Annotated in this window: 19 protein-coding genes; 9 read left to right on the forward strand and 10 right to left on the reverse strand. The window is 60.6% G+C overall.

What is annotated here, in order from left to right:
• Together A8C75_RS00670 and A8C75_RS00675 are read left to right on the forward strand one after the other, a co-directional pair.
• A complete protein-coding gene (locus tag A8C75_RS00670; RefSeq protein ID WP_067376662.1) occupies positions 1–1446 on the forward strand; it encodes an aldehyde dehydrogenase family protein in 1446 nt (481 codons plus the stop codon).
• A 99-nt stretch (positions 1447–1545) separates the two neighbouring features.
• Positions 1546–2916 (forward strand): FAD-dependent oxidoreductase, encoded by a 1371-nt coding sequence (locus A8C75_RS00675; protein WP_067376665.1) that lies wholly within the window; start codon positions 1546–1548, stop codon positions 2914–2916.
• Positions 2917–3134: 218 nt separating this feature from the next.
• On the opposite strand, the gene A8C75_RS00680 is transcribed toward A8C75_RS00675, so the two are convergent.
• The 6 genes from A8C75_RS00680 to hemB all read right to left on the reverse strand — a co-directional run bounded on the left by A8C75_RS00680 (position 3135) and on the right by hemB (position 9843).
• On the reverse strand, positions 3135–3875 hold the full coding sequence (locus A8C75_RS00680) for an ABC transporter permease (protein WP_067376668.1): 741 nt from the start codon (positions 3873–3875) through the stop codon (positions 3135–3137).
• A 40-nt stretch (positions 3876–3915) separates the two neighbouring features.
• A complete protein-coding gene (locus A8C75_RS00685) occupies positions 3916–4608 on the reverse strand; it encodes an ABC transporter permease (protein WP_067286785.1) in 693 nt (230 codons plus the stop codon).
• 67 nt (positions 4609–4675) lie between these two features.
• The gene (locus A8C75_RS00690; protein WP_067376671.1) at positions 4676–5431 is read right to left on the reverse strand and encodes a transporter substrate-binding domain-containing protein; all 756 of its coding nucleotides are present in this window, start codon (positions 5429–5431) and stop codon (positions 4676–4678) included.
• 59 nt (positions 5432–5490) lie between these two features.
• The gene (locus A8C75_RS00695) at positions 5491–6267 is read right to left on the reverse strand and encodes an ABC transporter ATP-binding protein (protein ID WP_067376674.1); all 777 of its coding nucleotides are present in this window, start codon (positions 6265–6267) and stop codon (positions 5491–5493) included.
• A 311-nt stretch (positions 6268–6578) separates the two neighbouring features.
• Positions 6579–8789, reverse strand: coding sequence for a polyphosphate kinase 1 (gene ppk1 / locus A8C75_RS00700; RefSeq protein ID WP_067376679.1), 2211 nt, complete (start codon positions 8787–8789; stop codon positions 6579–6581).
• 43 nt (positions 8790–8832) lie between these two features.
• The gene (gene hemB, locus A8C75_RS00705) at positions 8833–9843 is read right to left on the reverse strand and encodes a porphobilinogen synthase (RefSeq protein WP_067376682.1); all 1011 of its coding nucleotides are present in this window, start codon (positions 9841–9843) and stop codon (positions 8833–8835) included.
• A 310-nt stretch (positions 9844–10153) separates the two neighbouring features.
• On the opposite strand from hemB, the gene A8C75_RS00710 reads away from it, so the two are divergent.
• Positions 10154–11032: a phosphate/phosphite/phosphonate ABC transporter substrate-binding protein gene (locus A8C75_RS00710; RefSeq protein ID WP_157890188.1), complete on the forward strand. Its 879-nt coding sequence runs from the start codon at positions 10154–10156 to the stop codon at positions 11030–11032.
• A complete protein-coding gene (locus A8C75_RS00715; RefSeq protein WP_067376686.1) occupies positions 11026–13170 on the forward strand; it encodes a putative bifunctional diguanylate cyclase/phosphodiesterase in 2145 nt (714 codons plus the stop codon). Before A8C75_RS00710 ends, A8C75_RS00715 begins: the two co-directional genes overlap by 7 nt.
• A gap of 88 nt (positions 13171–13258) precedes the next feature.
• On the opposite strand, the gene hisF is transcribed toward A8C75_RS00715, so the two are convergent.
• The 4 genes from hisF to hisB form a co-directional block, all read right to left on the reverse strand.
• Entirely contained in the window at positions 13259–14032 is a 774-nt protein-coding gene (hisF, locus tag A8C75_RS00720; protein WP_067376689.1) for an imidazole glycerol phosphate synthase subunit HisF, read from the reverse strand.
• Between the two features lie 26 nt (positions 14033–14058).
• A complete protein-coding gene (hisA, locus tag A8C75_RS00725) occupies positions 14059–14796 on the reverse strand; it encodes a 1-(5-phosphoribosyl)-5-[(5-phosphoribosylamino)methylideneamino]imidazole-4-carboxamide isomerase (RefSeq protein ID WP_067376692.1) in 738 nt (245 codons plus the stop codon).
• Between the two features lie 95 nt (positions 14797–14891).
• A complete protein-coding gene (gene hisH / locus A8C75_RS00730) occupies positions 14892–15539 on the reverse strand; it encodes an imidazole glycerol phosphate synthase subunit HisH (protein WP_067376695.1) in 648 nt (215 codons plus the stop codon).
• Positions 15540–16133, reverse strand: coding sequence for an imidazoleglycerol-phosphate dehydratase HisB (gene hisB / locus A8C75_RS00735; RefSeq protein WP_067376697.1), 594 nt, complete (start codon positions 16131–16133; stop codon positions 15540–15542).
• A 188-nt stretch (positions 16134–16321) separates the two neighbouring features.
• Here hisB and A8C75_RS00740 point away from each other — a divergent pair, with 188 nt between their 5' ends.
• From A8C75_RS00740 to A8C75_RS00760, 5 genes are all read left to right on the forward strand, one after another.
• On the forward strand, positions 16322–18472 hold the full coding sequence (locus A8C75_RS00740) for an AsmA family protein (protein ID WP_067376701.1): 2151 nt from the start codon (positions 16322–16324) through the stop codon (positions 18470–18472).
• A complete protein-coding gene (gene mutY, locus A8C75_RS00745; protein WP_067376704.1) occupies positions 18472–19515 on the forward strand; it encodes an A/G-specific adenine glycosylase in 1044 nt (347 codons plus the stop codon). Before A8C75_RS00740 ends, mutY begins: the two co-directional genes overlap by 1 nt.
• A gap of 148 nt (positions 19516–19663) precedes the next feature.
• Positions 19664–19942, forward strand: a complete 279-nt coding sequence (locus A8C75_RS00750) for an oxidative damage protection protein (protein ID WP_067376707.1) — start codon at positions 19664–19666, stop codon at positions 19940–19942.
• 181 nt (positions 19943–20123) lie between these two features.
• Positions 20124–22919: a monovalent cation/H+ antiporter subunit A gene (locus tag A8C75_RS00755; RefSeq protein ID WP_067386866.1), complete on the forward strand. Its 2796-nt coding sequence runs from the start codon at positions 20124–20126 to the stop codon at positions 22917–22919.
• Positions 22919–23272, forward strand: coding sequence for a Na+/H+ antiporter subunit C (locus tag A8C75_RS00760; protein ID WP_067376710.1), 354 nt, complete (start codon positions 22919–22921; stop codon positions 23270–23272). Before A8C75_RS00755 ends, A8C75_RS00760 begins: the two co-directional genes overlap by 1 nt.

The raw sequence follows: 23272 nt of genomic DNA on the forward strand, positions 1-23272 counted from the left end.
ATGCTGAATTGCAACACCAACCACTGGCTCAACTTTATCGCCGGCGACTGGGTCGACAGCGATAGCTCCATTGAAGTGCGCGATCCGTCCACCAATGAAGTTTTCGCCACCATCGCCAGCGCCAGCCTGGATGACGCCGAGCGCGCCATTGCCGCGGCGCGTGAATGCGTGCGCGAGGGTCGCCTGACCCGGCAGCGTCCGGCGCAGCGGGCCGAGCTGATGTACCGCATTGGCGCCGAGATTCGCGCCCTGGTGGACGACGCCGCGGTACTGGCATCGCGTGAGAACGGCAAGTCGATCAACGATGCCCGCGACGAAGTCAGCGAAGCGGCGCGGTATTTCGAATACTACGCCGGCATGGCGGACAAGATCGAAGGCAAGTCCATCCCGCTGGGTGAAGACTATGTCGATTTCACCAGCTATGAACCCCAGGGTATCTCGGTGCAGATCGTGCCCTGGAACTTCCCGGTGTCCATCTGTGCCCGCTCCCTGGCACCGGCGCTGGCGGCCGGCAACGCCGTTATCGTCAAGTCCCCCGAGCTGTCGCCGCTGGCGATTACCGTGCTGGCCACGGCCTGCGAACGGGCGGGGCTCCCGAAAGGCGCGCTGAGCATTCTGGCGGGTCCCGGGCGTGAAATCGGTGCCGCCCTGGTGGCGCACAAGGAAACCAATCAGATCGTATTCACCGGCTCAGTACCGACCGGCCGCGCCATCATGCGTTCGGCGGCTGAAAACGCCGTGCCCTGCGTGATGGAACTCGGTGGCAAGTCCGCGGCTGTAGTGTTCCCGGATGCGGACCTGGATCAGCTGGTCAGCAGCGTGCGCTGGGGCATCTTCTTCAATGCAGGCCAGGTGTGCTCGGCCATGTCCCGCCTGCTGGTGCAGCGTGATATCTATGATGAGGTGGTGGCGCGCGTAGCAGAGCTGGCCTCCAGCCTGAGCATCGGCGCCGGCAAGGACAATCCGGACGTGACGCCGGTGGTTTCCATGGGCCAGCGTGACGGCATTCTGGAGATCTGCCAGCAGGCGATCGAAGACGGTGCCCGCCTGGTGTGCGGCGGCGCGGCGGCGGCCGGCCTGCCCGGCGCCTTCGTACAGCCGACGGTATTTGCCGATGTGACCACCGACATGCGTCTGTTCGGCGACGAAGTCTTCGGCCCGGTGGTGGCGATCACCCCCTTTGATACCGAAGAGGAAGCCTACGCACTGGCCAACAACACCGACTACGGCCTGGTCGCCGGCGTCTTTACCCAGGACATCAGCCGCGCCCTGCGTGCCTCCCGTGCGCTGGAGGCCGGACAGGTGTTCGTCAACGAGTGGTTTGCCGGTGGCATAGAGACGCCCTTTGGTGGCAATGGCCTGTCGGGCTATGGTCGCGAGAAAGGCCAGGAAGCGCTGTACAGCTATGTACGTACCAAGAACGTGGCGATTCGCGTCGCCCGTTAATAATAAAAGGCGCCTGCTGGGGCCGGTGCATTGCATCCGGTTCCACAGGCACCGGACCTGCAGCTTGTTAATGCCGCGGGCGAACAAGAGGACTGAAAAATGAAAAAGTGGCTGTGCATCATCTGTGGACTGATCTACGACGAATCCAAGGGCTGGCCCTCGGACGGCATTCTGGCCGGTACCCGCTGGGAAGACGTGCCAGAAGACTGGATATGCCCGGATTGCGGCGTCGGCAAGGCGGATTTCGAGATGATCGAAATTACGGCGAACGCGAAACCGGCGGATGCGGTTGCGGCTGCGGTTATCAGCAATGAGCCGCCGGTGGTGATTATCGGCAGCGGCTACGCCGGCTACGGCATGGCCGAGGCGCTGCGCCAGCGCAGCCCGGAAAAACCGATAGTGCTGTTCACCACCGATGATGGCCACCACTACTCCAAGCCTGCGCTGTCCAACGCGCTGGCACGTGAAAAATCGGCGACGGATCTGGTCAGCGAAACACCGCTGCAGATCGAGGCGCGGCTGAATATCCGCATTTATACGCGCTGCCGCGTTAAGAGTATTGATGTACAGCAACACCTGCTGCAAACCGATATGGGTGAGTTGCAGTACAGCAAGCTGGTACTGGCCCTGGGTGCCGAGCCGATTCGTTTGCCCATTCCGGGTACGGGTGCGGCTGATGTACTGAGCGTCAATGACCTGCTGGATTACCGCCTGATGCGCGACCAGCTGGACGGTTGCAAGCGTGTCACCATCATCGGCAACGGCCTGATTGGCTGCGAGTTTGCCAATGATCTGGCCGGTGCCGGTTACAGCGTTGATGTGGTGGGTCTCACCGCCTGGCCGATGGATCGGCTGATGCCGCAGGCCCTGGGCGAGCAGCTGCAACAGAGGCTGTCGGCACAGGGTGTGAACTGGTATCTGGAAAATACCGTTGAGCGCATCGAGCGCGGGGGTGACAGTTATCGCCTGCAGTTGCGCGATGGTACCGAACTTGAGTCTGACCTGGTGATTTCGGCGGTGGGGCTGCGTCCGCGCATGGCGCTGGCGGAAGCGGCCGGCATCAAGGTTAACCGCGGCATCGTTATCAATGGCGGTATGCGCACCAGTGCGCCGGACATCTTTGCCCTGGGTGACTGTGCCGAGATCAATGGCCAGCTGCTGCCCTATATAGCACCGATCAACTACGGCATGCGGGCCCTGGCGGACACCCTGCTGGGGCGCCCGACCATGGCACAGTATCCGCTGATGCCGGTGATCGTGAAGACGCCCGCCCTGCCCCTGACGCTGCTGCCACCGGCGGCGGATATCGAGGGTGAATGGCAGGTGGAAACGCTGGAGAGCGGCATGCGTGCCTTCTTCGTACAGGCCTGCGGCACCCTGCGCGGCTTCGTGCTGGCGGGTGATCAGACCACAGAGCGCCAGCAGTGGCTGGATCGCTGCGGTCAGCTGCTGGAGTCGTCCGTCGCCTGATAGCTATTCCGAGGCCCCGGGGCTGACCCGGGGTCCGAACATGAGTCGTAAGTAGTCCTTTGCCCGCCCTGTGCGGGCTTTTTTTGGTTCTCTTGATGCTGGAGCGAGATTTCGCAGGATGCAGGATGGGTTGCACCGCCTTTAATCCCGGCAGGAGCCGGTTACGCGAGCCGTCGCGGCGGATTCACCCATACTGCCGTATCGATTTTTACCGCTGATCAGTCCTGCAGGCGGGGGTCTATCTTGGTCAATTCTGCCGGCACCTGGTGCTTGTAGTGCTGGTAGCGGTTGAGGCGTTTTTCCAGCAGCCGGAAACAGCCGATAAAGACACCGCTGATCAGCAGGTAGATGACGCCGGCGGCGAGGAAGATCTCCAGCGGCGTATAGGTACGGGCGATGATGGTGCGGGCCATGCCGGTGAGATCAAGCAGCGTGATGGTGGAGGCCAGGGAGCTGCCCTTGAGCATCAGGATGAGCTCGTTGCCATAGGCTGGCAGTACTATGCCAAAGGCTCGCGGCAGCACTATGCGGCGTACCTGCAGCGGCCTGCTCATGCCCAGAGCCTCGGCGGCTTCGATTTCGCCCTTTGGAATGGCCTGAATGGCGCCGCGAATCAGCTCTGCGCTGTAGGCCGCGGTGTTCATCGAGAAGGCGATGATGGCGCACCAGTAAGGCTGCTTCAGCACTTCCCAGAACACGGACTGCTTGACGGCTTCAAACTGCGAGGCGCCGTAGTAAATCAGGAAGATCTGCACCAGCAGGGGCGTGCCACGGAAAAAGAAAATATAGGCAAAGGGAAAGGCTCGCACCCAGGGGCTGCGTGATACCCGCATCAGCGCCAGCGGCACCGCCAGGGCAATACCGATCAGACCCGAGATGGCCACCAGTTCCAGCGTCAGCCAGGTGCCTTCCAGCAGTCTGGGCAGGTATTTCAGTATGACGCTCCAGTCCCAGCTCATCGGGGAACCTCTTGCATGTTAAGGCGGGCGGAAGGCTGATTCATGCGCGAGATCCGCGGGACACGGGATTGCTGGCGCGCTCCATCAGCATGGTGGAGGCGGTGGCGATGGCGGTGAGGCCCAGGTAAATAAAGGCCGCTGCCATATAGAAGGTGAATGGCTCCTTGGTCGAACCGGAGGCGACATAGGCCTGGCGCATCAGCTCATCGAGGCCAACGACCGACACCAGCGCGGTGTCCTTGAGCAGTACCTGGAACAGGTTGCCAAGGCCCGGCAACGCCAGGCGCCAGACCTGGGGCAGGATAATGCGAAAGAAGGTCTGGGGGCGCGACATGCCCAGGGCGTAGGCCGATTCCCACTGCCCCTTGGGCAGTTCTATCAGGGCGGCGCGGAAGACCTCGGTGGCATAGGCGCCAAAGGCGATGGACAGCGCTGCCACACCGGCGGCAAAGGCGCTGATCTCGATATAGTCGGTATAGCCGAAGAAGCTCGCCAGCCACATCAGCAGCATGGAGCCGCCAAAGTAGATGCTCAGTACCAGCAGCAGTTCCGGAATGCCCCGCACCAGGGTGGTATAGAGAGTACCGAGAATACGGGCGAGTCGAAAGTTCGACAGTTTCGCCGCTGCGCCTATCAGGCCAAACAGCAGGCCGAAGGCAAGACTCGTCAGGGCCAGCTTCACCGTGACCCAGGCGCCGGAAAGCAGCAGATGACCGAAACCCTGAAGATCCATTAGTGGCGTGTCCTGTGACAGAAAGGAATGCAGGTGCGGCGCCTAGCGAGCGCCCCACCCTGGCGGATCAATAGATCGAGAACGGGAAGTACTCGGCGTTGATCTTCGCATAGGTACCATTGTCGACAATGGCCTTGATCGCGGCGTTGAACTTTTCTTTCAGCGGGTCGTTCTTGCGTACGGCAATGCCGATCTTGTCGTCAATGTCGATATCGGCGCCCTTGAACTCGAAGCCCTGGCCTTCCTCGCTGCGCATCCAGTCGTAGGCCGGGAACTTGTCGGACAGCAGGCCATCGAGACGGCCGGCGGCCAGGTCGAGATAGGCATTATCCTGGGTGTCGTAGAACTTCACCTCAACGGTATCGGCGAGGTTGTCTTCAAGGTAGAGGCCGGCGATAGTCGCCCGCTGGGCACCTATGACCTTGCCTTTCAGGCTGTCCTTGTCGGTCTTGAAGTCGCTGTCCCTGGCGGCAGCAAAGGCCAGCACGTTGGAATAGTAGGGCTCGGAAAAGTCCACCACCCGCAGGCGTTCTTCGGTGATGGACATGGAGGCGATGATCGCATCGTATTTGCGCGTCAGCAGGCCGGGAATAATGCCGTCCCAGTCCTGTGCCACGAGTTCGCAATCGGCCTTCATTTCGGCACAGAGCGCATTGGCAATGTCGACGTCGAAACCCTTGAGGTCGCCATTGGCGTCGATCATGTTGAAGGGAGCGTAGGCGCCTTCGGTGGCGATACGGATCTTTTCCGCCTGGGCGGCGCTGGCGGCCAGGGCGGTGCCGGCTAGGAGGCTCAGGGTCACAATGAGTTTGCGCAGATTCATAAAGGTCGATTCTCTTGCTGATGGGCTTTCTTATTGTAGGCCGCTTGTGGGCCCGCGTGTCAGGACAGGTGGCTCGACATGAAATCCCGTACCCGTGTGGATTTGGGATTGTCGAACACCTGTTCCGGTGAGCCTATTTCCTCGATCTGTCCCTGGTGCAGGAATACAACCTGGCTCGAGACTTCGCGCGCAAAGCGCATTTCATGGGTGACGATCAGCATGGTTCTGCCTTCGTCCGCCAGTGAGTGCATCACGCTGAGTACTTCGTTGACCAGTTCAGGATCCAGTGCCGAGGTGGGTTCATCAAACAGCAGCACCTGCGGGTCCATGGCCAGAGCGCGGGCAATGGCAATGCGCTGCTGCTGGCCGCCGGACAGGTTGCCGGGGTAGGCATTGCGCTTGTCCGCAAGGCCGACGCGGGCCAGCAGTTCTTCGGCGCGGGCAACGGCCTGGGCACGGGGCTGTTTCAGCACGCGCATGGGGGCTTCGATAATGTTTTCCAGGATGGTCTTGTGGGGCCAGAGGTTGAAACTCTGGAACACAAAGCCGATGCGCGAGCGCATGGATTCCAGCTGCGGGCGGCTGGCGGCGTCGAGGTAACCGTCTTTGGCAGGCTTGAGTACCAGCTCTTCGCCGGCGACGAGAATGCGCCCGGCATTGGGCCTTTCCAGCAGGTTGATGCAGCGCAACAGGGTGCTCTTGCCGGAGCCGCTGGAACCCAGAATAGAGATTACATCGCCATCATTGGCCTTCAGAGAGATTCCCTTTAAGACGCTCAGGTCGCCATAGGACTTGTGTACGTCGACCAGTTCAAGTGCCGGTTGAGCTTGGGACATCTTGTAGATTCCGTTATCGCCTGAATTTAAGGCGGATTCAGACAGGATCTCTGCGTGACCACCCCGGGATGTGTCTGTTGGCGCCACATCTCCCTGTTGCCCGGCGTGTCGCGGCCGGGAAAGGGGCGCTATTGTCCGCAAAAATCGGCAAAAGGCAAATTTTGCCGTCGACAGCGCCGGGAAAGAGCTGACGGCTTGAACAGGAAGTGTAACGGTGGCGGCTGCCGGAGGGAAGTCGCAGCGCCGAATTGGCACTGCGACGGGGAGCGGACCTGGGATTCAGGGCCGCACAGGTGGGTGCTGGCTGATGCCTAGCTGGCGTAGTCGTTGAGCAACTGCTGCTGGGCGCTGAAGGCTTCTTCGTCTTCGGCGGGCTGGCGCAGGGTATAGCTGCCATCCGAGGCCAGCATCCAGCTGTGGGTGTTGTCGCGCAGATAGTAGTCGAGCTCGCGCTTGATGCGCTCGGCATGCTTGCCCGACAGCTGGAAGCCGGTTTCCACCCGGTGCAGCATGTTGCGTTCCATCCAGTCGGCGCTGGCGCAGAATACATCGGGTTTGTGATCGGCATTCTCGAAGTAGTAGACCCTGGTGTGTTCCAGGAAGCGGCCGACAATTGACACCACCCGGATATTGTCCGAGATACCCTCGATACCGGGGCGCAGGCGGCAGCTGCCGCGTATGATCAGATCCACCTGCACGCCGGCCTGGGAGGCCTCATACAGGCCCCGGATCAGCTTGGGTTCGGTGAGACCATTGACCTTGACGATAATGCGCGCAGGCTTGCCGGCGCGGGCATGCTTGATTTCACGCTGGATCAGTTCAAGCATCTTGGCGTGCAGGGTAAAGGGCGCGTTATAGAGCTTTTTCAGGCGCTGAATCTTGCCCATACCGGTGAGTTGCTGGAACACCTTGTGCACGTCCTCGCACATTTCCTGATCGGCGGTCATAAAGCTGTAGTCGGTGTACAGCCGGGCGGTGCCGGAGTGATAGTTGCCGGTCCCCAGGTGGCAATAGCGTACCAGCCGGGTGCCTTCCTGGCGCACGATCAGCATCAGCTTGGCGTGGCACTTGTAGCCCACCACGCCGTACACCACCAGACAGCCGGCTTCCTGCAGGCGGCTGGCCAGGTTGAGGTTGCTCTCCTCGTCAAAGCGGGCGCGCAGCTCGATCACCACTGTGACTTCCTTGCCGTTGCGCGCGGCCTCCACCAGGGCGTTGACGATGTCGGACTTGACGCCGGTACGGTACAGCGTCTGCTTGATGGCCAGTACCTTGGGGTCCTTGGCGGCCTGGCGCAGCAGGTCGACCACCGGCGAGAACGACTGCCAGGGGTGCAGCAGCAGCTGCTCGCTCGCCGTGAGGCTTTCAAAGACGGTCTTCTCGTCCTTGAGCTTGTTCGGAATGCCGGGTGAAAACGGCTTCCAGCGCAGGTCGGCGCGTTCCACCATGTCGCGCACCGCCATCAGGCGGGTCAGGTTGACCGGACCATCGACGCGGTACACCTGGCTGTCGCTGATGGTGAATTCCTGCTGCAGGAAGTGGATGTACCTGTCCGGCGTGCGGTTGTCGATCTCGAGTCGCACCGCGTCGCCATATTTGCGCGAGTGCAGTTCTCCCTTGAGAGTGCGGGCCAGATCCTCTATTTCCTCGAAGTCGAAGGTCAAATCCGCGTTGCGGGTGATGCGGAACTGATAGCAGCCCTCGACCTTCATGCCGGGGAAGAGGTCTTCGGCGAACTCGTGGATCATCGACGACAGGAAGATAAGGTTGTCACCGCCCTCGCAGAGTTCGTCGGGCAGGCGCACCAGGCGTGGCAGTGAACGCGGTGCGGGAATTATGGCCAGCCCCGTTTCACGGCCGAAAGCATCCTTGCCATCGAGCTGGACGATGAAGTTCAGGCTCTTGTTGACCAGCCGCGGGAAAGGATGCGAGGGGTCGAGCCCGATGGGGCTGATAACCGGCACCACATTCTGTTCGAACCAGTCCTTTACCCAGGCGCGCTGTTCGTCGCTCCAGTCGCCGCGGCGGACGAAACGAATGCCCTGCTGGGCCATTTCCGGGAATATGGTCTCGTTGAGAATCTTGTACTGGCGGGTGACGTTGATATCGCAAATTTCGCTGATGCGCTCGAGCATTTTCTGCGGATGCATGGCATCGGGCCCAACAGCTTCGCGGCCATACTTGAGCTGGCGCAGCTGCTCGGCGACGCGAATTTCGAAGAACTCGTCCAGATTGCTGGAAAAAATCAGCAGGAACATCAGCCGTTCCAGCAGCGGATAACTGGGGTCCAGCGACTGCTCCAGTACCCGCACGTTGAACTGCAGATGGCTGAGTTCCTGATTGATATAAAGCTCTGGTGCCTTTAGATCCAGCGGTGTCTGTTCCACCGGTTCAGTAATGGGCAGGCTTTCGCGGCTCTCCAGCAGGGCCTGAGCCGCCTCCGCGGCTTCAATCTCGGCCTGCTCAATGACCACCGGTGCGGTGCTGACTTCAGCGGTTGCTTCTGCGATCTGAGTATTCATTCCCTGTGCTCCTTATTGTCGCAGGCCTGTGCCTGGCAGCCTGTTATTCGTTGAGTGCCCGCGCTGCGCGCTTGGCAAAATAGGTCAGCACGCCGTCGGCACCGGCGCGCTTGAATGCCAGCAGGGATTCAAGCGTTACCGAGCGCTCGTCCAGCCAGCCATTCTGGAAGGCGGCCATGTGCATGGCGTACTCGCCGCTGACCTGATAGACGAAGGTCGGCGCCTTGAGCTCTTCTTTCACTCTGCGCACTATATCGAGGTAGGGCATGCCGGGCTTGATCATTACCATGTCGGCGCCTTCGGCCAGATCCATGGCGACTTCGTGCAGTGCTTCGTCGCTGTTGGCCGGATCCATCTGGTAGCTGAACTTGTTGCTCTTGCCCAGGTTCGCCGCCGATCCGACGGCATCGCGGAAGGGGCCGTAGTAGGCACTCGCATACTTGGCAGAATACGCCATGATACGGGTGTTGACGTGATTCTCGGCTTCCAGCATGTCACGGATGGCAACGATGCGACCGTCCATCATGTCACTCGGTGCCACCACATCGGCGCCGGCGTCGGCGTGGGACAGCGCCTGGCGCACCAGGGTTTCAACGGTGCGGTCGTTCAGTACATAGCCGCTCGCGTCTATGATGCCGTCCTGGCCGTGGGTGGTGAAGGGGTCCAGTGCCACATCGGTGATAACTCCCAGCTCCGGGCAGGCATCCTTGACTGCCCGCACTGCACGCTGGGCCAGGCCATCCGGGTTCCAGGACTCCTCAGCCAGCTCGGATTTTGCGCTCGCCGGAGTGACGGGAAACAGGGCTATGGCGGGAATGCCCAGGGCCTGTACCTCGCGGGCATCCTTTACCAGGCGGTCGATGGTCATGCGCTCGATACCGGGCATGGAGGCGATCGTTTCGGTCTGATCCTTGCCCTCGATGACAAACACCGGGTAGATGAGGTCATTCGGTGTCAGCTGATTCTCGCACATCAGACGGCGCGAAAAGCTGTCAGCGCGCATGCGTCGCAGGCGGGTTTGCGGGTACATGCGCTGGCTGTCGTTAAAGGCCACGGGAAACTACCTCTTGTCTGGTCAATAATTAGATCGCGTTTGTGTGACAGCCGGATAACAGGAGCCAAAGCAGGTCGGCGCCGGGCGGCTGCAACAGGGTTAGGCCAATGATACGCTGAGCGCCCGTTGGCGGGAACCGCACGGGGAGGGGGGCTGGCGCCGCGCCATGCGGCTTTGGCGCGGTGTACAGTGTCTTGTGCGGATGTCTGCGGGGCCTCTATGGGGCTCTGAAACTCTGTGAGAGCCTTTTATTTCCCAATAAATTCAAGTACTTTGGTTTGATGGCCAATCATATAATATGAAGAATAAGATGTTGTCACGACTGATACCCTTATTGTTGGGGCTGGTTATTTTCTCTGCGGCCGAGGCCCGAGTGCTGGTATTGGGGCAGGTGAGTGACAGGCCCGGCAAGGATTACGAGCAATTGCGCCCGATGGCGGAGTATGCCGCCCTGCAGCTGGCTCCCCTGGGTATCACCTCGGCAGAAGTGCGACTGTTTGCGCAGGCCACTGATCTGATAGCGGCGATGCGCCGGGGCGAAGTGGACTGGGTGACCGAAACGCCTTATACAGCCGCGCGCCTGGTGCATGAAGCCGGCGCACGCTTGCTGTTGCGCAAGTGGAAACGCGGCCAGCGGGATTATCAGAGCATTATCTATACCCGGGCGGATTCTGGGGTGCACAGCCTTGAGGATTTGGTGGGTCGGTCTATTGCCTTTGAACATGCCGACTCATTTAGCAGTTATTATCTGCCCCGCCGTTTGCTGGAGCAGCAGGGATTGGCGTTGAATCCGATGCTGGACATGCATCAGTCGCCAGTGCCTGGGCGTGTCAGCTATATTTTCAGTCGTAATGAGCGCAACAATGCACTCTGGGTGCACAAGTCGCTCATTGTTGCCGGTGCGCTGAATAATAATGACTGGGAAAACCCGGCCCGGGTGCCGCCGGCGCTGCGAGATGAGCTGCGCATTATTTTTCGCTCGCCTTCGTACCCGCGGGCACTGGAGCTGGTATCCGCCGGGCTCGCGCCCGAATTGGTGACTGCGCTGCAAGAGCTGCTGCAGCGCCTGACGCCCGAGAGCGCCCCTGATCTGCTGGCGCGTTACGAACAAACGACTGGTTTTGAGCCGATCCTGCCGGATGATATGCAATTGCTGAATGATATCTACCAAAGTAGCCGCACGTGGTAGCCCTGTTGCGGCGCTCCATCGCCACCCGCTACGGCGCCATTCTGATGCTGATCACCTTTGGCACCAGCAGCGCGCTGCTGGTGTTTTCGCTCTACGTCCTGCAGGGCGTATATAGCCGCATCACTATTGCCGGGCAGGATGCGATCGAAACCAGCATGGTGCGCCAGGTCAGTCGCGATGCCCTGCTGCTTGGGGAGACCCTGGCCAATAGCCTGCTGGATCCTGTGTACCTGCACGATTTCAGTCAGATTCAGGGCATACTGTCGCAGCTCAAAGAACGTACCGAGATCGGCTACATCTATGTCTACGATGCGGACAGGCGCATTCTGCACGACGGTAGCGCCGACCTGCTGTCCTACGGCGAGCCTCTTGGGGACCGCGTTCCGGCGGGGCTGGGCAACCACTTTCAGCCGGGTGCGCGGCCGCTGGGCGAGTATCTGCATGTGGTTTACCCCATCAAGTCAGGCTCTGTCACCCTGGGTGCGGTGCGTTTCTCGATGTCTTACCGCGCAGCCCAGACCGATATCGACAATGCTTCCCGGCAGCTGACGAAGACGCTGGGAGGATTGCGGCAGGAGGTCAAGCTGGTGCTGCTGCTTGGCTTTGTCGTGCTGGCGCTGTTTACCCTGGCGCTGTCGGTGGCGGTGAGTCGCGGCCTGACGCGACCGCTGAAGGAGCTGGCGGCCCGCAGCCGCAAGTTCCGTGCCCATGACGACTGCATCAGTTTTAGCCTGGGGCGCGAAGATGAAGTCGGAGAGCTGGCCGATGCGCTGGAGCAGATGCGCCTGCGGGTGCAGAGCAGCCATGGTGAGGTGTCACGCCTCGCATTCCATGATCCCCTGACCGGGCTGGCCAACCGGCGTCTGTTGCAGCAGGAGCTTGAACAGATGCTGCTGGACTGCAAGCAAAGGGGTAAATCCCTGGCCATGATGTTTATCGATCTGGATCACTTCAAACAGGTCAACGACGGGGCCGGCCATGATGTCGGTGATCAGGTACTGAAGGTCGTCGCGGCACGTTTGCAGCAGCTGGTGGTCGATGCATCGCTGGACGGTTTGGCCGGTGATACCAAGCCGCTGATTGCGCGCCTGGGCGGCGATGAATTCACGCTGGTGTTTCCGCTCTGTGACTCCGTCTGCACCGAAACCCTGGCCCAGCGCGTCAGTGAACTCTTTGTTGAGCCTGTGAGCCTTGACGGGCAGCGTTACAGTGTGTCGGCCAGTATCGGCATTACTCTCTATCCCGAGGACGGTGAAACGGCCCAGGACATGATGCGTCACGCCGATATCGCCATGTACGCCGCCAAGCACGCCGGGCGTCATCAGTACTGCTTCTTTCGTCAGGAGTTGAAGTCCCAGCTGCAGGACCACCTGATGGTGTTGCAGGGGATAGACGCGGCGATCAGTGAATCGCAGCTGTTTCTGGAGTATCAGCCGATTTTCGACCTGCAGACCAATCAGATCAGTGGCGGCGAAGCACTGATCCGCTGGAATCATCCGGAGTACGGGCTTATTCCACCGGGACGCTTTATCCCCATAGTGGAGGATTCCGATCGCATCGAGGCGCTGACGCTCTGGGTGATGGAGTGCAGTTGCCGGGCGCTGCGCCAGCATATTCTGCCGCAAATGCCGGACTTCAAGCTGTCACTGAACGTATCCGGTGTGGCACTGCAGTCTGATCGGCTGCGTGATGGCATTCTTGAAATTCTGCTGCGCGAGCGGGTGCCACCGCGCAATCTGCGTATCGAAATTACCGAAACCACCATGATGCGCAATATCGAGAAGTGCGCCGAAACCCTGCAACACTGGCAGAACGCAGGACTGCGGGTGCTGATCGATGATTTTGGCACCGGTTACTCCTCCCTGAGCTATCTGACCACCCTGCCGATCGACGGCCTCAAGGTTGATCGCAGCTTTATCAGCAACCAGCTGCCTGGCAGCTACTGCCCGGTGGTGGAAGCCATACTGGCGCTGTCCAAGTCGCTGGGCATTCAGTCTATTGCCGAAGGCGTGGAGACGGAATCTCAGCTACAGGCGCTGCGGGAAATGAAGGCGACCCATGCCCAGGGTTACCTGCTTGGGCGTCCCATGGCGCTGGATAAATTGCTGGAACGGCTGGGGGAAGTCGAGGTCGGCTAGAAGGCTGTAAGCCGTAAGCCGTAAGCCGTAAGCCGTAAGCAGAAAGGCGAGTGACACCGGGCGGCGTCACTCGCGGGCAGTGCGATTGTCAGAGGCGTACTTCGATACCGCGCTCGCGCATATAGGCCTTGGCCTGGGGGATGCTGTATTCGTTGAAGTGGAAAATGGACGCCGCCAGTACCGCATCGGCCTTGCCTTCGATGCAGCCGGCTACCAGATGATCCAGGTTGCCAACGCCACCGGAGGCGATAACAGGCACATGCACCGCTTCGGAAATGGCCCGGGTAACGCCCAGGTCAAAGCCATTCTTGGTGCCATCGCGATCCATTGAGGTCAGCAGGATTTCGCCGGCGCCAAACTCCACCATCTTGCGTGACCACTCCACCGCATCGAGCCCGGTGGGCTTGCGCCCGCCGTGGGTAAAGATCTCCCAGCGATCCGCTTCGCCCTGCAGCGACACCTTCTTGGCATCAATGGCCACCACTATGCACTGCGAACCAAAGCGCTGCGCGGCTTCGCGCACGAACTCGGGGTTGAACACTGCGGCGGTGTTGATGGATACCTTGTCGGCGCCGGCATTGAGCATGCGGCGGATATCGTCACAGGTGCGAATGCCGCCACCGACGGTGAGCGGGATAAACACCTGGGAGGCCATTTTTTCGACCGTGTTCACCATGGTGTCACGGCCTTCGTGGCTGGCGGTAATATCCAGAAAGGTGATTTCGTCGGCGCCCTGCTCATCGTACTTGCGGGCAATCTCGACCGGATCACCGGCGTCGCGGATATCGAGGAACTGCACGCCTTTTACGACACGGCCGTTCTCGACATCAAGACAGGGAATGATACGTTTGGCCAATGCCATGGCGGTATTTCCTTCAGTTGCCGACTTCAGTTGCCGAGTTGGTCGCAGAGCTGCTGGGCCTGGGCTACGTCCAGGGTGCCTTCATAGATAGCGCGTCCGGTGATAGCACCCAGAATACCCTGATCCGCCACGGCGGCCAGTGCATGGATATCGTTGATATCGGTGACGCCACCGGAAGCGATAATCGGAATGCCGCATTCACGGGCCAGTTCCGCCGTGGCTTCGACGTTGACGCCCTGCATCATGCCGTCACGGCTGATATCGGTGTAAACAATGGACGATACGCCGTCGTCACGAAAACGCTTGGCCAGATCGATCGCCTTGACGCTGGAAATCTCAGCCCAGCCATCGGTGGCTACCAGGCCGTCCTGGGCATCGATGCCCACGATGATGTGACCCGGGAAACGCTTGCACATTTCGGTCACGAACTCGGGCTCCTTCACCGCCTTGGTGCCGATGATGACGTATTCGACGCCGGCCTTGAGATAGGCTTCGATGGTTTCGGCGCTGCGAATGCCGCCGCCGATCTGGATCGGCAGCTCAGGGTAGGCCTTGGCGATGGCGCTGACGATCTCGCCATTGACCGGCGTGCCGGCAAAGGCGCCGTTCAGGTCAACCAGGTGCAGCCTGCGGCAGCCGGCGTCAACCCACTTGGCGGCCATTTCGACCGGGTTGTCGGAGAATACGGTGGAGTCGTCCATCCGGCCCTGACGCAGGCGTACGCATTTACCGTCTTTCAGATCAATCGCAGGGATAATAAGCATAATGGTCTCGCTGATCGTTTGATGCCGGTGACCGCCGCTGTGCAGGGGCCATCACCGTCGTTCAGGGTGGGACTCAGACGCGTCTGCAGCCGTGGCTACAGGGTGCCGTCCCAGTTCAGGAAATTCTTCAGCAGCTGCAGCCCGGCCTTCTGGCTTTTTTCGGGGTGGAACTGGGTGGCGAACACGTTCTTGTGCTGCAGGGCGACGTCAAACTGGGTGCCGTATTCGCAGGTGGCGGCAACCTGGTCGCGCTGGCCCAGCTGAACATGATAGCTGTGCACGAAGTAGAAACGGCTGCCGTTGTCGATCTGGGCCCAGAGCGGATGATCCCTGGTCTGCTCGACGCAGTTCCAGCCCATGTGCGGCACCTTGAGCTTTTCACCGGCGCTGTCTTTCAGGCTGTCGCCGAAAAAGCGCACCTGGCCATCGAACTGGCCGAGACAGTCGACACCGCCGTTTTCTTCCGAGTGCTGCATCAGGGCCTGATAGCCGACGCAGATGCCCAGAAACGGCTTGCCCGAGGCGATGGCCTCGGCCACTTCGCGGTCAACGCCCAGACGGCGGATTTCCGCCATGCAGTCACGGATGGCGCCCACGCCCGGCAGCAGTACCCGGTCGGCACTGCGCACCTGCTCGGGGTCGGCGGTGACGCGCACCTCGACACCCGGCTGCACAAACTCCAGCGCCTTGGCGACGGAGTGCAGGTTGCCCATGCCGTAATCGATAACAGCAATGCTCGACATTTACAGGCTTCCCTTGGTCGAGGGCACCGTATTGGCGGCGCGTTCATCAATCTGCAGCGCAAAGCGCACCGCGCGGCCGAAGGCCTTGAAGATGGTTTCGGCCTGGTGGTGGGCGTTAAAGCCTTTCAGGTTGTCGATATGCAGGGTGACACCGGCATGATTGACGAATCCCTGGAAGAACTCCCAGAACAGCTGGGTATCGAGTCGGCCAATGGAGGCGCGGGTGAACTCGACGTCCATGTGCAGACCGGGGCGGCCAGAGAAATCGATGGTCACGCGGGACAGGGCTTCATCCAGCGGCACATAGGCGTGGCCGTAGCGCATGATGCCTTTCTTGTCGCCCACGGCCTTGGCGATCGCCTGACCCAGGGTGATACCTATATCCTCGACGGTGTGGTGATCGTCGATATGGATGTCACCGACACAGTGAATCTCCAGATCCAGCAGGCCGTGACGGGCTATCTGGTCGAGCATGTGTTCGAGGAATGGAACCCCGGTATCAGCATTCAGTTTGCCACTGCCGTCGAGATTGACCGAGACGGTAATTTTCGTCTCCAGTGTATTGCGGGTGACCGTGGCGGTACGCTCTGCCATGGGGGGCTCCAGATAGCTTGATCAAGGCGGCGATTATACAACTAACTCAGGGGCGGCGCACGACTCGGCATGGCGGATGATTTTGGTACCCTTAAGGAGGCCGGTGAAGCCCCCTTTGGCACGCTAAAACGTTGCTTCCTGACGGGATCCTATTATGCTGGCGCACTGATATATGAATGGAGGCAGCCATGAAAGGCTTGACGAAACTGATACTGGGCCTGGCGGCTCTGGTAGTCATCCTGATTGCGACAGCAGGGATTCTGCTCGGCGTTTTTTTTGAACCCAATGATTACAAGGCCGATATTGAACAGCTGGCGCTCGAGAAAGCCGGGCTGGAGCTGAGTATTGACGGTGATATCGGCTGGTCGGTTTTCCCCTGGCTGGGGCTGGAAATCAGCCAGGTCAAGCTGCAGTATCCGCAGCAGCCGGCTCTGGCGAGCCTGGAACAGGCCCATGTGTCAGTGAAACTGCTGCCGCTGCTGTCAAGCCAGGTCGAGATGAGCAGCATCATGGTCGAGGGACTGGATCTTAATCTGGTGCAGGCGGCCGATGGCAGCAACAACTGGAGCCTGCCCGGTGCCGCCCCGGTGCAGTCCGAAGGCAGCGGCGATGAAGGCGCAGACACTGATGGCAGTGCAGATCTTGCGCTGGATATCGAAAGCATTGCCGTCAGCAATGGCCGCATCAGCTATGCCGACCTCAAGGCCGGCACACGGGTGCGGCTGCAGGAGCTGGCGCTGACGTCTGGCCGTATCCGCCAGACCGAGTACTTCCCGATCGAGCTGAGTTTCAAGCTGGATCAGTCCGCAGGCGATGCCGCCCCGACACTGAGCGCCGACACCAGCCTCAAGGCCGAGGTTCAGGTCGACCTGCTGACGCAGCAGTATCGCCTGCGCGGGCTGGACAGCAGTGTGCAGCTGCGCCTGGCCGAGCTGGGTGACAAACCGGTGGATTTCAAACTCAGCGGCGATGTCGCCGCCGACCTGGTCGCACAGTTGGCCCGCATCGACAACCTGAACCTGAGCCTTGCCAGCCTCAAGGCCAGCGGTTCGCTGTCGCTGCAGGATTTTGCCGCGCCCGTGCTGGGTGGCGAGCTTAAACTGGCTGAATTCAATCCGCGCAGCCTGCTTGAACTGCTGGGTCAGCCGCTGCCTGCGATGCAGGACGACAAGGCGCTGACCAGGCTGTCGCTGAGCGCCGTGCTGGGTGGTTCGCCCAGCAATATCAGCCTCAAGCCGCTGAGCCTGACGCTGGATGACACCCACTTCAATGGCGCCCTGGCCTATGGGCTGGCCGATGGGGCCATCAGTCTGGATCTGAATGGCGATGCCTTCAATCTTGATAGCTACCTGCCGCCCCAGAGCGAGAGCGCCCAGGGTGCTCAGACGGCGTCGGCTGGCAAAGCCGCCAGCGGCGAGCGCTACTCCAAAGAAGAAGTGATTCCGGTTGAACCGCTGCGCTCGCTGTTGCTGGATGCCCAGTTCAAGCTGCAGGCGCTGCAGGTATCGGGCATGACACTGAGCGATGTTGATCTGGCGGTCAATGCCCGCAACGGCCTGATCAATGCGTCGCGTATCAATGCCAACCTCTTTGGCGGCACAGTGCGCAACAGCGCAGTGCTGGATGTACGGGGCACGCCGGTGAAGCTTAAATCGAGCAAAGCTGTCAGCGGCCTGCAGATAGGTGACCTGCTGCAGGCCCTCAAGCCTGAAGAAAAGCCCGCCATGACCGGCACCCTGAGCAGCCAGGCTGAAGTCAGTGCCCAGGGCCGTTCGGTGCATGCCATCGTCAACAGCCTCAACGGCACGGCCAAATTTAATGTGGCGGACGGTACCATCAGCGGTATCGACATGGCGCAGACCGTCTGTCAGGGCTTCAACAACCTGGCGAGTCTGGGCGTCAATGCCGAGCAGGTTGATGGCTCCACACCCTTTGCCAATCTGGGCGGCAATTTCATCATGCGCAATGGTGTGGTGAGCAATGAGGATTTGCAGGCATCGCTGGATGCTATCGGCCTCAAGGGCAGCGGTTCGGTGGATCTGCCCAGGGCGCTGATTGATTACCGCCTGGGCCTGACGATTCAGGAAGACCTGTTCAAGCAGAGCTGTTCGGTCAACAACAAGATCCAGGGTGTCGAGTGGCCGGTGAACTGCAAGGGTTCCTTCGATACGCCGCCGGCCAAGCTGTGCCGTCCGGATCTGAGTGTATTCGAGGACCTGCTCAAGGCACGTCTGAAACAGGATGTGCAGAAAAAAGTGGAAGAAAAGGTCAAGGAAGGCATTCAGGAAAAGCTGGGCGATGATGCCAAGCAGCTACTCAAGGGGCTCTTTGGTAACTGATGACGAGCGAGCAATTCAGCACGGCGGTCCTCGACTGGTTTGACCAGCACGGCCGCCATGATCTGCCCTGGCAGGCGGACAAAAGCAGCTACCACACCTGGATTTCGGAAATCATGCTGCAGCAGACGCAGGTTGCAACAGTGATTCCCTATTTCGAGCGCTTTATCGCCCGTTTCCCCGATGTCGAGACCCTGGCGGCGGCGGATCAGGACGAGGTGCTGCATCTCTGGACAGGCCTGGGCTATTACGCCCGGGCCCGTAACCTGCACAAGACCGCGGGTATAGTCGCCCGCGAGTTCGACGGCTGTTTCCCCCAGAGCGTCGAGGAGCTGGAGGCGCTGCCGGGTATCGGCCGTTCCACCGCCGGTGCCATACTGTCCATCTCGACCGGCAAGCGTGCCGCCATTCTGGATGGCAACGTCAAGCGGGTGCTGGCGCGCTTTTACGCCCTGGACGGCTGGACGGGCAGCACGGCGGTGATGCAGGAACTCTGGGCTTATGCCGAGCGCAATACGCCCTGGCAGCGCGGGGGTGACTATACCCAGGCCATGATGGACCTGGGCGCGACCCTGTGCCGCCGGGGCAAGCCCGAGTGCGGGCGCTGTCCGCTGCAGAGCGATTGTGCGGCCCATGCCCAGGGACGCACCGGCGAGCTGCCGATGCCAAGGCCGAAAAAGGTGCTGCCGGTGCGCCAGACGCTGATGCTGATGGTGCAGAACGAAGCCGGTGAAATTCTGCTGCAGCAGCGCCCGCCGAGCGGCCTCTGGGGTGGGCTCTGGAGCCTGCCCCAGGCGGCGGATCTGCGTGATGCCGAACGTGAAACCGGCCTTGCGCTGGACCTCGATAGCGCCCGGGTGCTGGCGCCGCTACGCCATACCTTCAGTCACTTTCATCTGGATATAACGCCGGTACTGGTGCGACCCAGTGACGCAGAGGCTGTCATGGAAGGGGCGCCGTTACTCTGGTATAACATACAGCGGCCCGCCAGTGTGGGCCTTGCCGCGCCGGTCAAACGGCTGCTGGCGGCCTGTCAGGCGAGTTAAGCCGACAGCCTGTGTGAGCCCCAGGGCTTCACATCTGGAGACACTGGCGTCCATGCTTTTGGATCAAAGAGCCTGCGGCGTCACGGACAACTCAGAGCCTGAGCCTGTGTGTCCGCAAGCTTAAAAAGTAATTTATTCGGAGACACCGATGACCCGTACCGTATTCTGCCGCAAGTACCAACAGGAGCTGGAAGGTCTAGCGCGTCCGCCCTATCCCGGCCCCAAGGGCATGGATATCTACGAGCACATTTCCCAGCAGGCATGGACCGAGTGGACCGCCCACCAGACGCTGCTGATCAACGAGAAGCACCTGAACATGATGGACCCCTCGACCCGCGAATTTTTGCAGAAGGAAATGGATAAATTCATGCGCGGCGATGATTACGCCCAGGCCGAAGGTTACGTACCGCCTAGCGACGCCTCCTGATCCCGTCGGGCACTTCTCCGGGCTTGTTGCAGGGCCGGCGGCGATACCCGCCGGGCGAATCTGCTTATACGGGCTTTGACCTGTACCGGAGCGAAGTGGTCAGCCTCGCCGCCATGATACCGGGCCCTTGGATTTTGGCCCGCTCACCATCAATTTTGCCTGGAACAGGAATGAACACGGCATGACTCTCATGTGGATACCCCTGCTGCCACTGTTGGGGGCGCTCGTCCCCATTCTGGCGTCGGGCCTGGGACGCACGGCCTGTGCCTGGGCCACGGCGGTACTGCCGGCACTGGCACTGCTGCTGACGCTAAGCCTGATTCCCCAGATAGAGGGCAGCAGTTCGATTCAGGCGCAGCTGGAGTGGCTGCCGGCGCTGGGGCTGAATATCAGCTTTCGCTTTGACGGCCTGGCGCTGCTGTTTTCCATTCTGATTCTGGGCATTGGCCTGCTGGTTATCCTCTACGCCCGCTATTACCTGTCGGCGCAGGATTCGCTGCCACGGCTGTACGCCTATCTGATGCTGTTCATGACGGCGATGCTGGGCATAGTGCTGTCGGGCAACCTGCTGCAGCTGTGGATGTTCTGGGAACTGACCAGCATCAGCTCCTTTCTGCTGATTGGCTACTGGTGGCACAAGAGCGAGGCCCGTCGCGGTGCCCGCATGGCGGTGACCGTCACCGGTGCCGGCGGCCTTGCGCTGCTGGGCGGTATTCTGCTGCTGGGCAAGATCACTGGCAGCTACGAGCTGGATGTGATTCTGGCCAGCGGTGATTTGATTCGTGCCCATGCCTGGTATCCGGTGACTCTGGTGCTGGTGCTGCTGGGTGTCTTTACCAAGTCGGCGCAGTTTCCGTTCCATTTCTGGCTGCCCCATGCCATGGCGGCGCCAACGCCTGTCAGCGCCTATCTGCACTCGGCTACCATGGTCAAGGCCGGGCTCTTTTTGCTGGCCAGGCTCTATCCAGCGCTCTCGGGCACCGATCTGTGGTTTGTTCTGGTCAGCCTGACCGGTCTTACAACGCTGTTGGTGGGCGCTTACTTCGCCCTGTTCAAACATGATCTCAAGGGCTTGCTGGCCTACTCCACGGTCAGTCATCTGGGTCTGATTACGCTGCTGTTTGGTCTTGGCACCAAGCTTGGCGCTGTGGCGGCGGTGTTCCATATCATCAACCACGCCACCTTCAAGGCCTCGCTGTTCATGGCCGCTGGCATCATTGATCACGAGTGTGGCACGCGGGACATGCGGCGCATCAACGGCATGTGGAAATACATGCCCTATACCGCGGCCCTGGCCATGGTGGCGGCTCTGGCGATGGCGGGTGTGCCGCTGATGAACGGGTTTTTGTCCAAGGAAATGTTCTTTGCCGAAACCCTGCAGCAGCACTTCCTGGGCTCACTTTCCTGGATTATTCCAGTGCTTGCGACCCTGGCAGGGATTTTCTCGGTGGCCTATTCGGTGCGCTTTATCCACGATGTCTTCTTCAATGGCGAGCCGATCAACCTGCCCCGCACACCCCATGAACCCCCGCGCTACATGAAAGTGCCGGTGGAAATTTTGGTGGCGCTCTGCCTGCTGGTGGGTATATTCCCGAGCCTGGTGGTCGGGCCGCTGCTGGCGCTGGCCTCCTCTGCTGTGCTGGGCGGCGAGTTGCCCGAATACAGTCTGGCGATCTGGCACGGCCTTAACATGCCGCTGATCATGAGCCTGGTGGCCATGTGCGGCGGTTTGCTGGTGTACTTCAACCGGCGCCATATCTATGCGTTTCAGAAGCAGTTCCCGGAGTTCAACGCCAATGAGGCCTTTGAACGCGTGGTTCGCCGCCTGATTGCGGCCGCGACCTGGCTGCTGGAGCGGCTCGATAACGGCTCGCTGCAGCGCTATCTGGTACTGATGCTGCTGTTGTGGGTCCTGCTGGTGGGGCAGTCGATGCTCGATCTGGTGAGCCTGGTCGGCGACCGGCCGCAGCTGCCGCTGGATGGGGTTGCCGTCGCCATGGCGCTGCTGCTGTGCATCGGTGCCGTTGCCACGGTGATCTATAACCGCAACCGGGTTGTGGCCTTGCTGATGCTGTCCGTTGTGGGTCTGGTGGTGTCGCTGGTGTTTGCGCGCTTTTCAGCGCCGGATCTGGCTCTGACGCAGCTGGTGGTAGAAGTGGTGACGCTGATCCTGCTGATGCTGGCGCTGTTTTTCCTGCCCCAGCGTACGCCGCGCGAATCACGCCCAAGCCATATACTGCGCGACCTGTCACTGTCGATTGTGATCGGTGGCCTTATGGGGTCGATCAGCTACGCCATGATGACACGCAGTTTTAACCCGATTTCCGACTTCTTCCTGCAGAACAGCAAGACCGGCGGCGGTGGCGACAATGTCGTCAATGTCATCCTGGTGGACTTCCGTGGCTTCGATACCCTGGGAGAAATCACCGTGCTGGGGATAGCGGCGCTGGGCATTTACAACCTGCTGGCAGGGCTGCGGCTGTTTATGCCTTCCGGGGATGCCGATGGCCGTAACTGGGCGCGGGATCGCCATCCGCTGGTGCTGGCGACCATTTCCCAGAGCGTGCTGCCGCTGGCGTTGCTGGTGTCGGCGTTCATTTTTCTGCGCGGCCACAATATGCCGGGCGGCGGCTTTATCGCCGGACTGGTGACGGCGGTGGCGTTGATTCTGCAGTACATGGCCCAGGGCGTGGACTGGATGAAAGCGCGGGTACGGGTGATCTATCCGCGCCTGATTGGCTGTGGCGTGCTGTTGTCGACCCTCACAGGGGCTGCCAGCTGGCTGTTTGGCCGGCCTTTCCTGACGTCCTGGTTCGGTCATTTCGAGCTGCCACTGGTGGGCGAATTCGAACTGGCCAGCGCCATGACCTTTGACCTGGGGGTTTACATGACGGTGGTGGGATCCACGCTGCTGATTCTTGCCAATCTCGGTCAGATGACCACCAGTGAAAGACCTGTGACCAAGGAGCAAGATTGATGGAAGCCCTGTATGCCGTCTGTGTCGGCGTTCTGACAGCCGCAGGTGTCTTCCTGCTGCTACGCGGGCGCACCTTTCCCGTGGTGGTGGGCCTGACCCTGCTGTCCTATGGTGTGAACCTGTTTCTGTTCTCCACCGGGCGCCTGAATGACAGTGCTGCCGCGGTGCTGGGGAGCGGCAGCGATCATGCCGATCCGTTGCCCCAGGCGCTGGTGCTGACCGCGATCGTGATTGGTTTTGCCATGACGGCCTTTGTCGTCATTCTGGCCATGCGTGCCCGGGGCGACCTGGGCAACGACCATGTGGACGGCCGCGTACCGGAACTGGTACTGGAATCAGAGGAGCGCAGCTGA

The organism is Marinobacterium aestuarii (genome assembly GCF_001651805.1).
Lineage (GTDB): Bacteria > Pseudomonadota > Gammaproteobacteria > Pseudomonadales > Balneatricaceae > Marinobacterium_A > Marinobacterium_A aestuarii.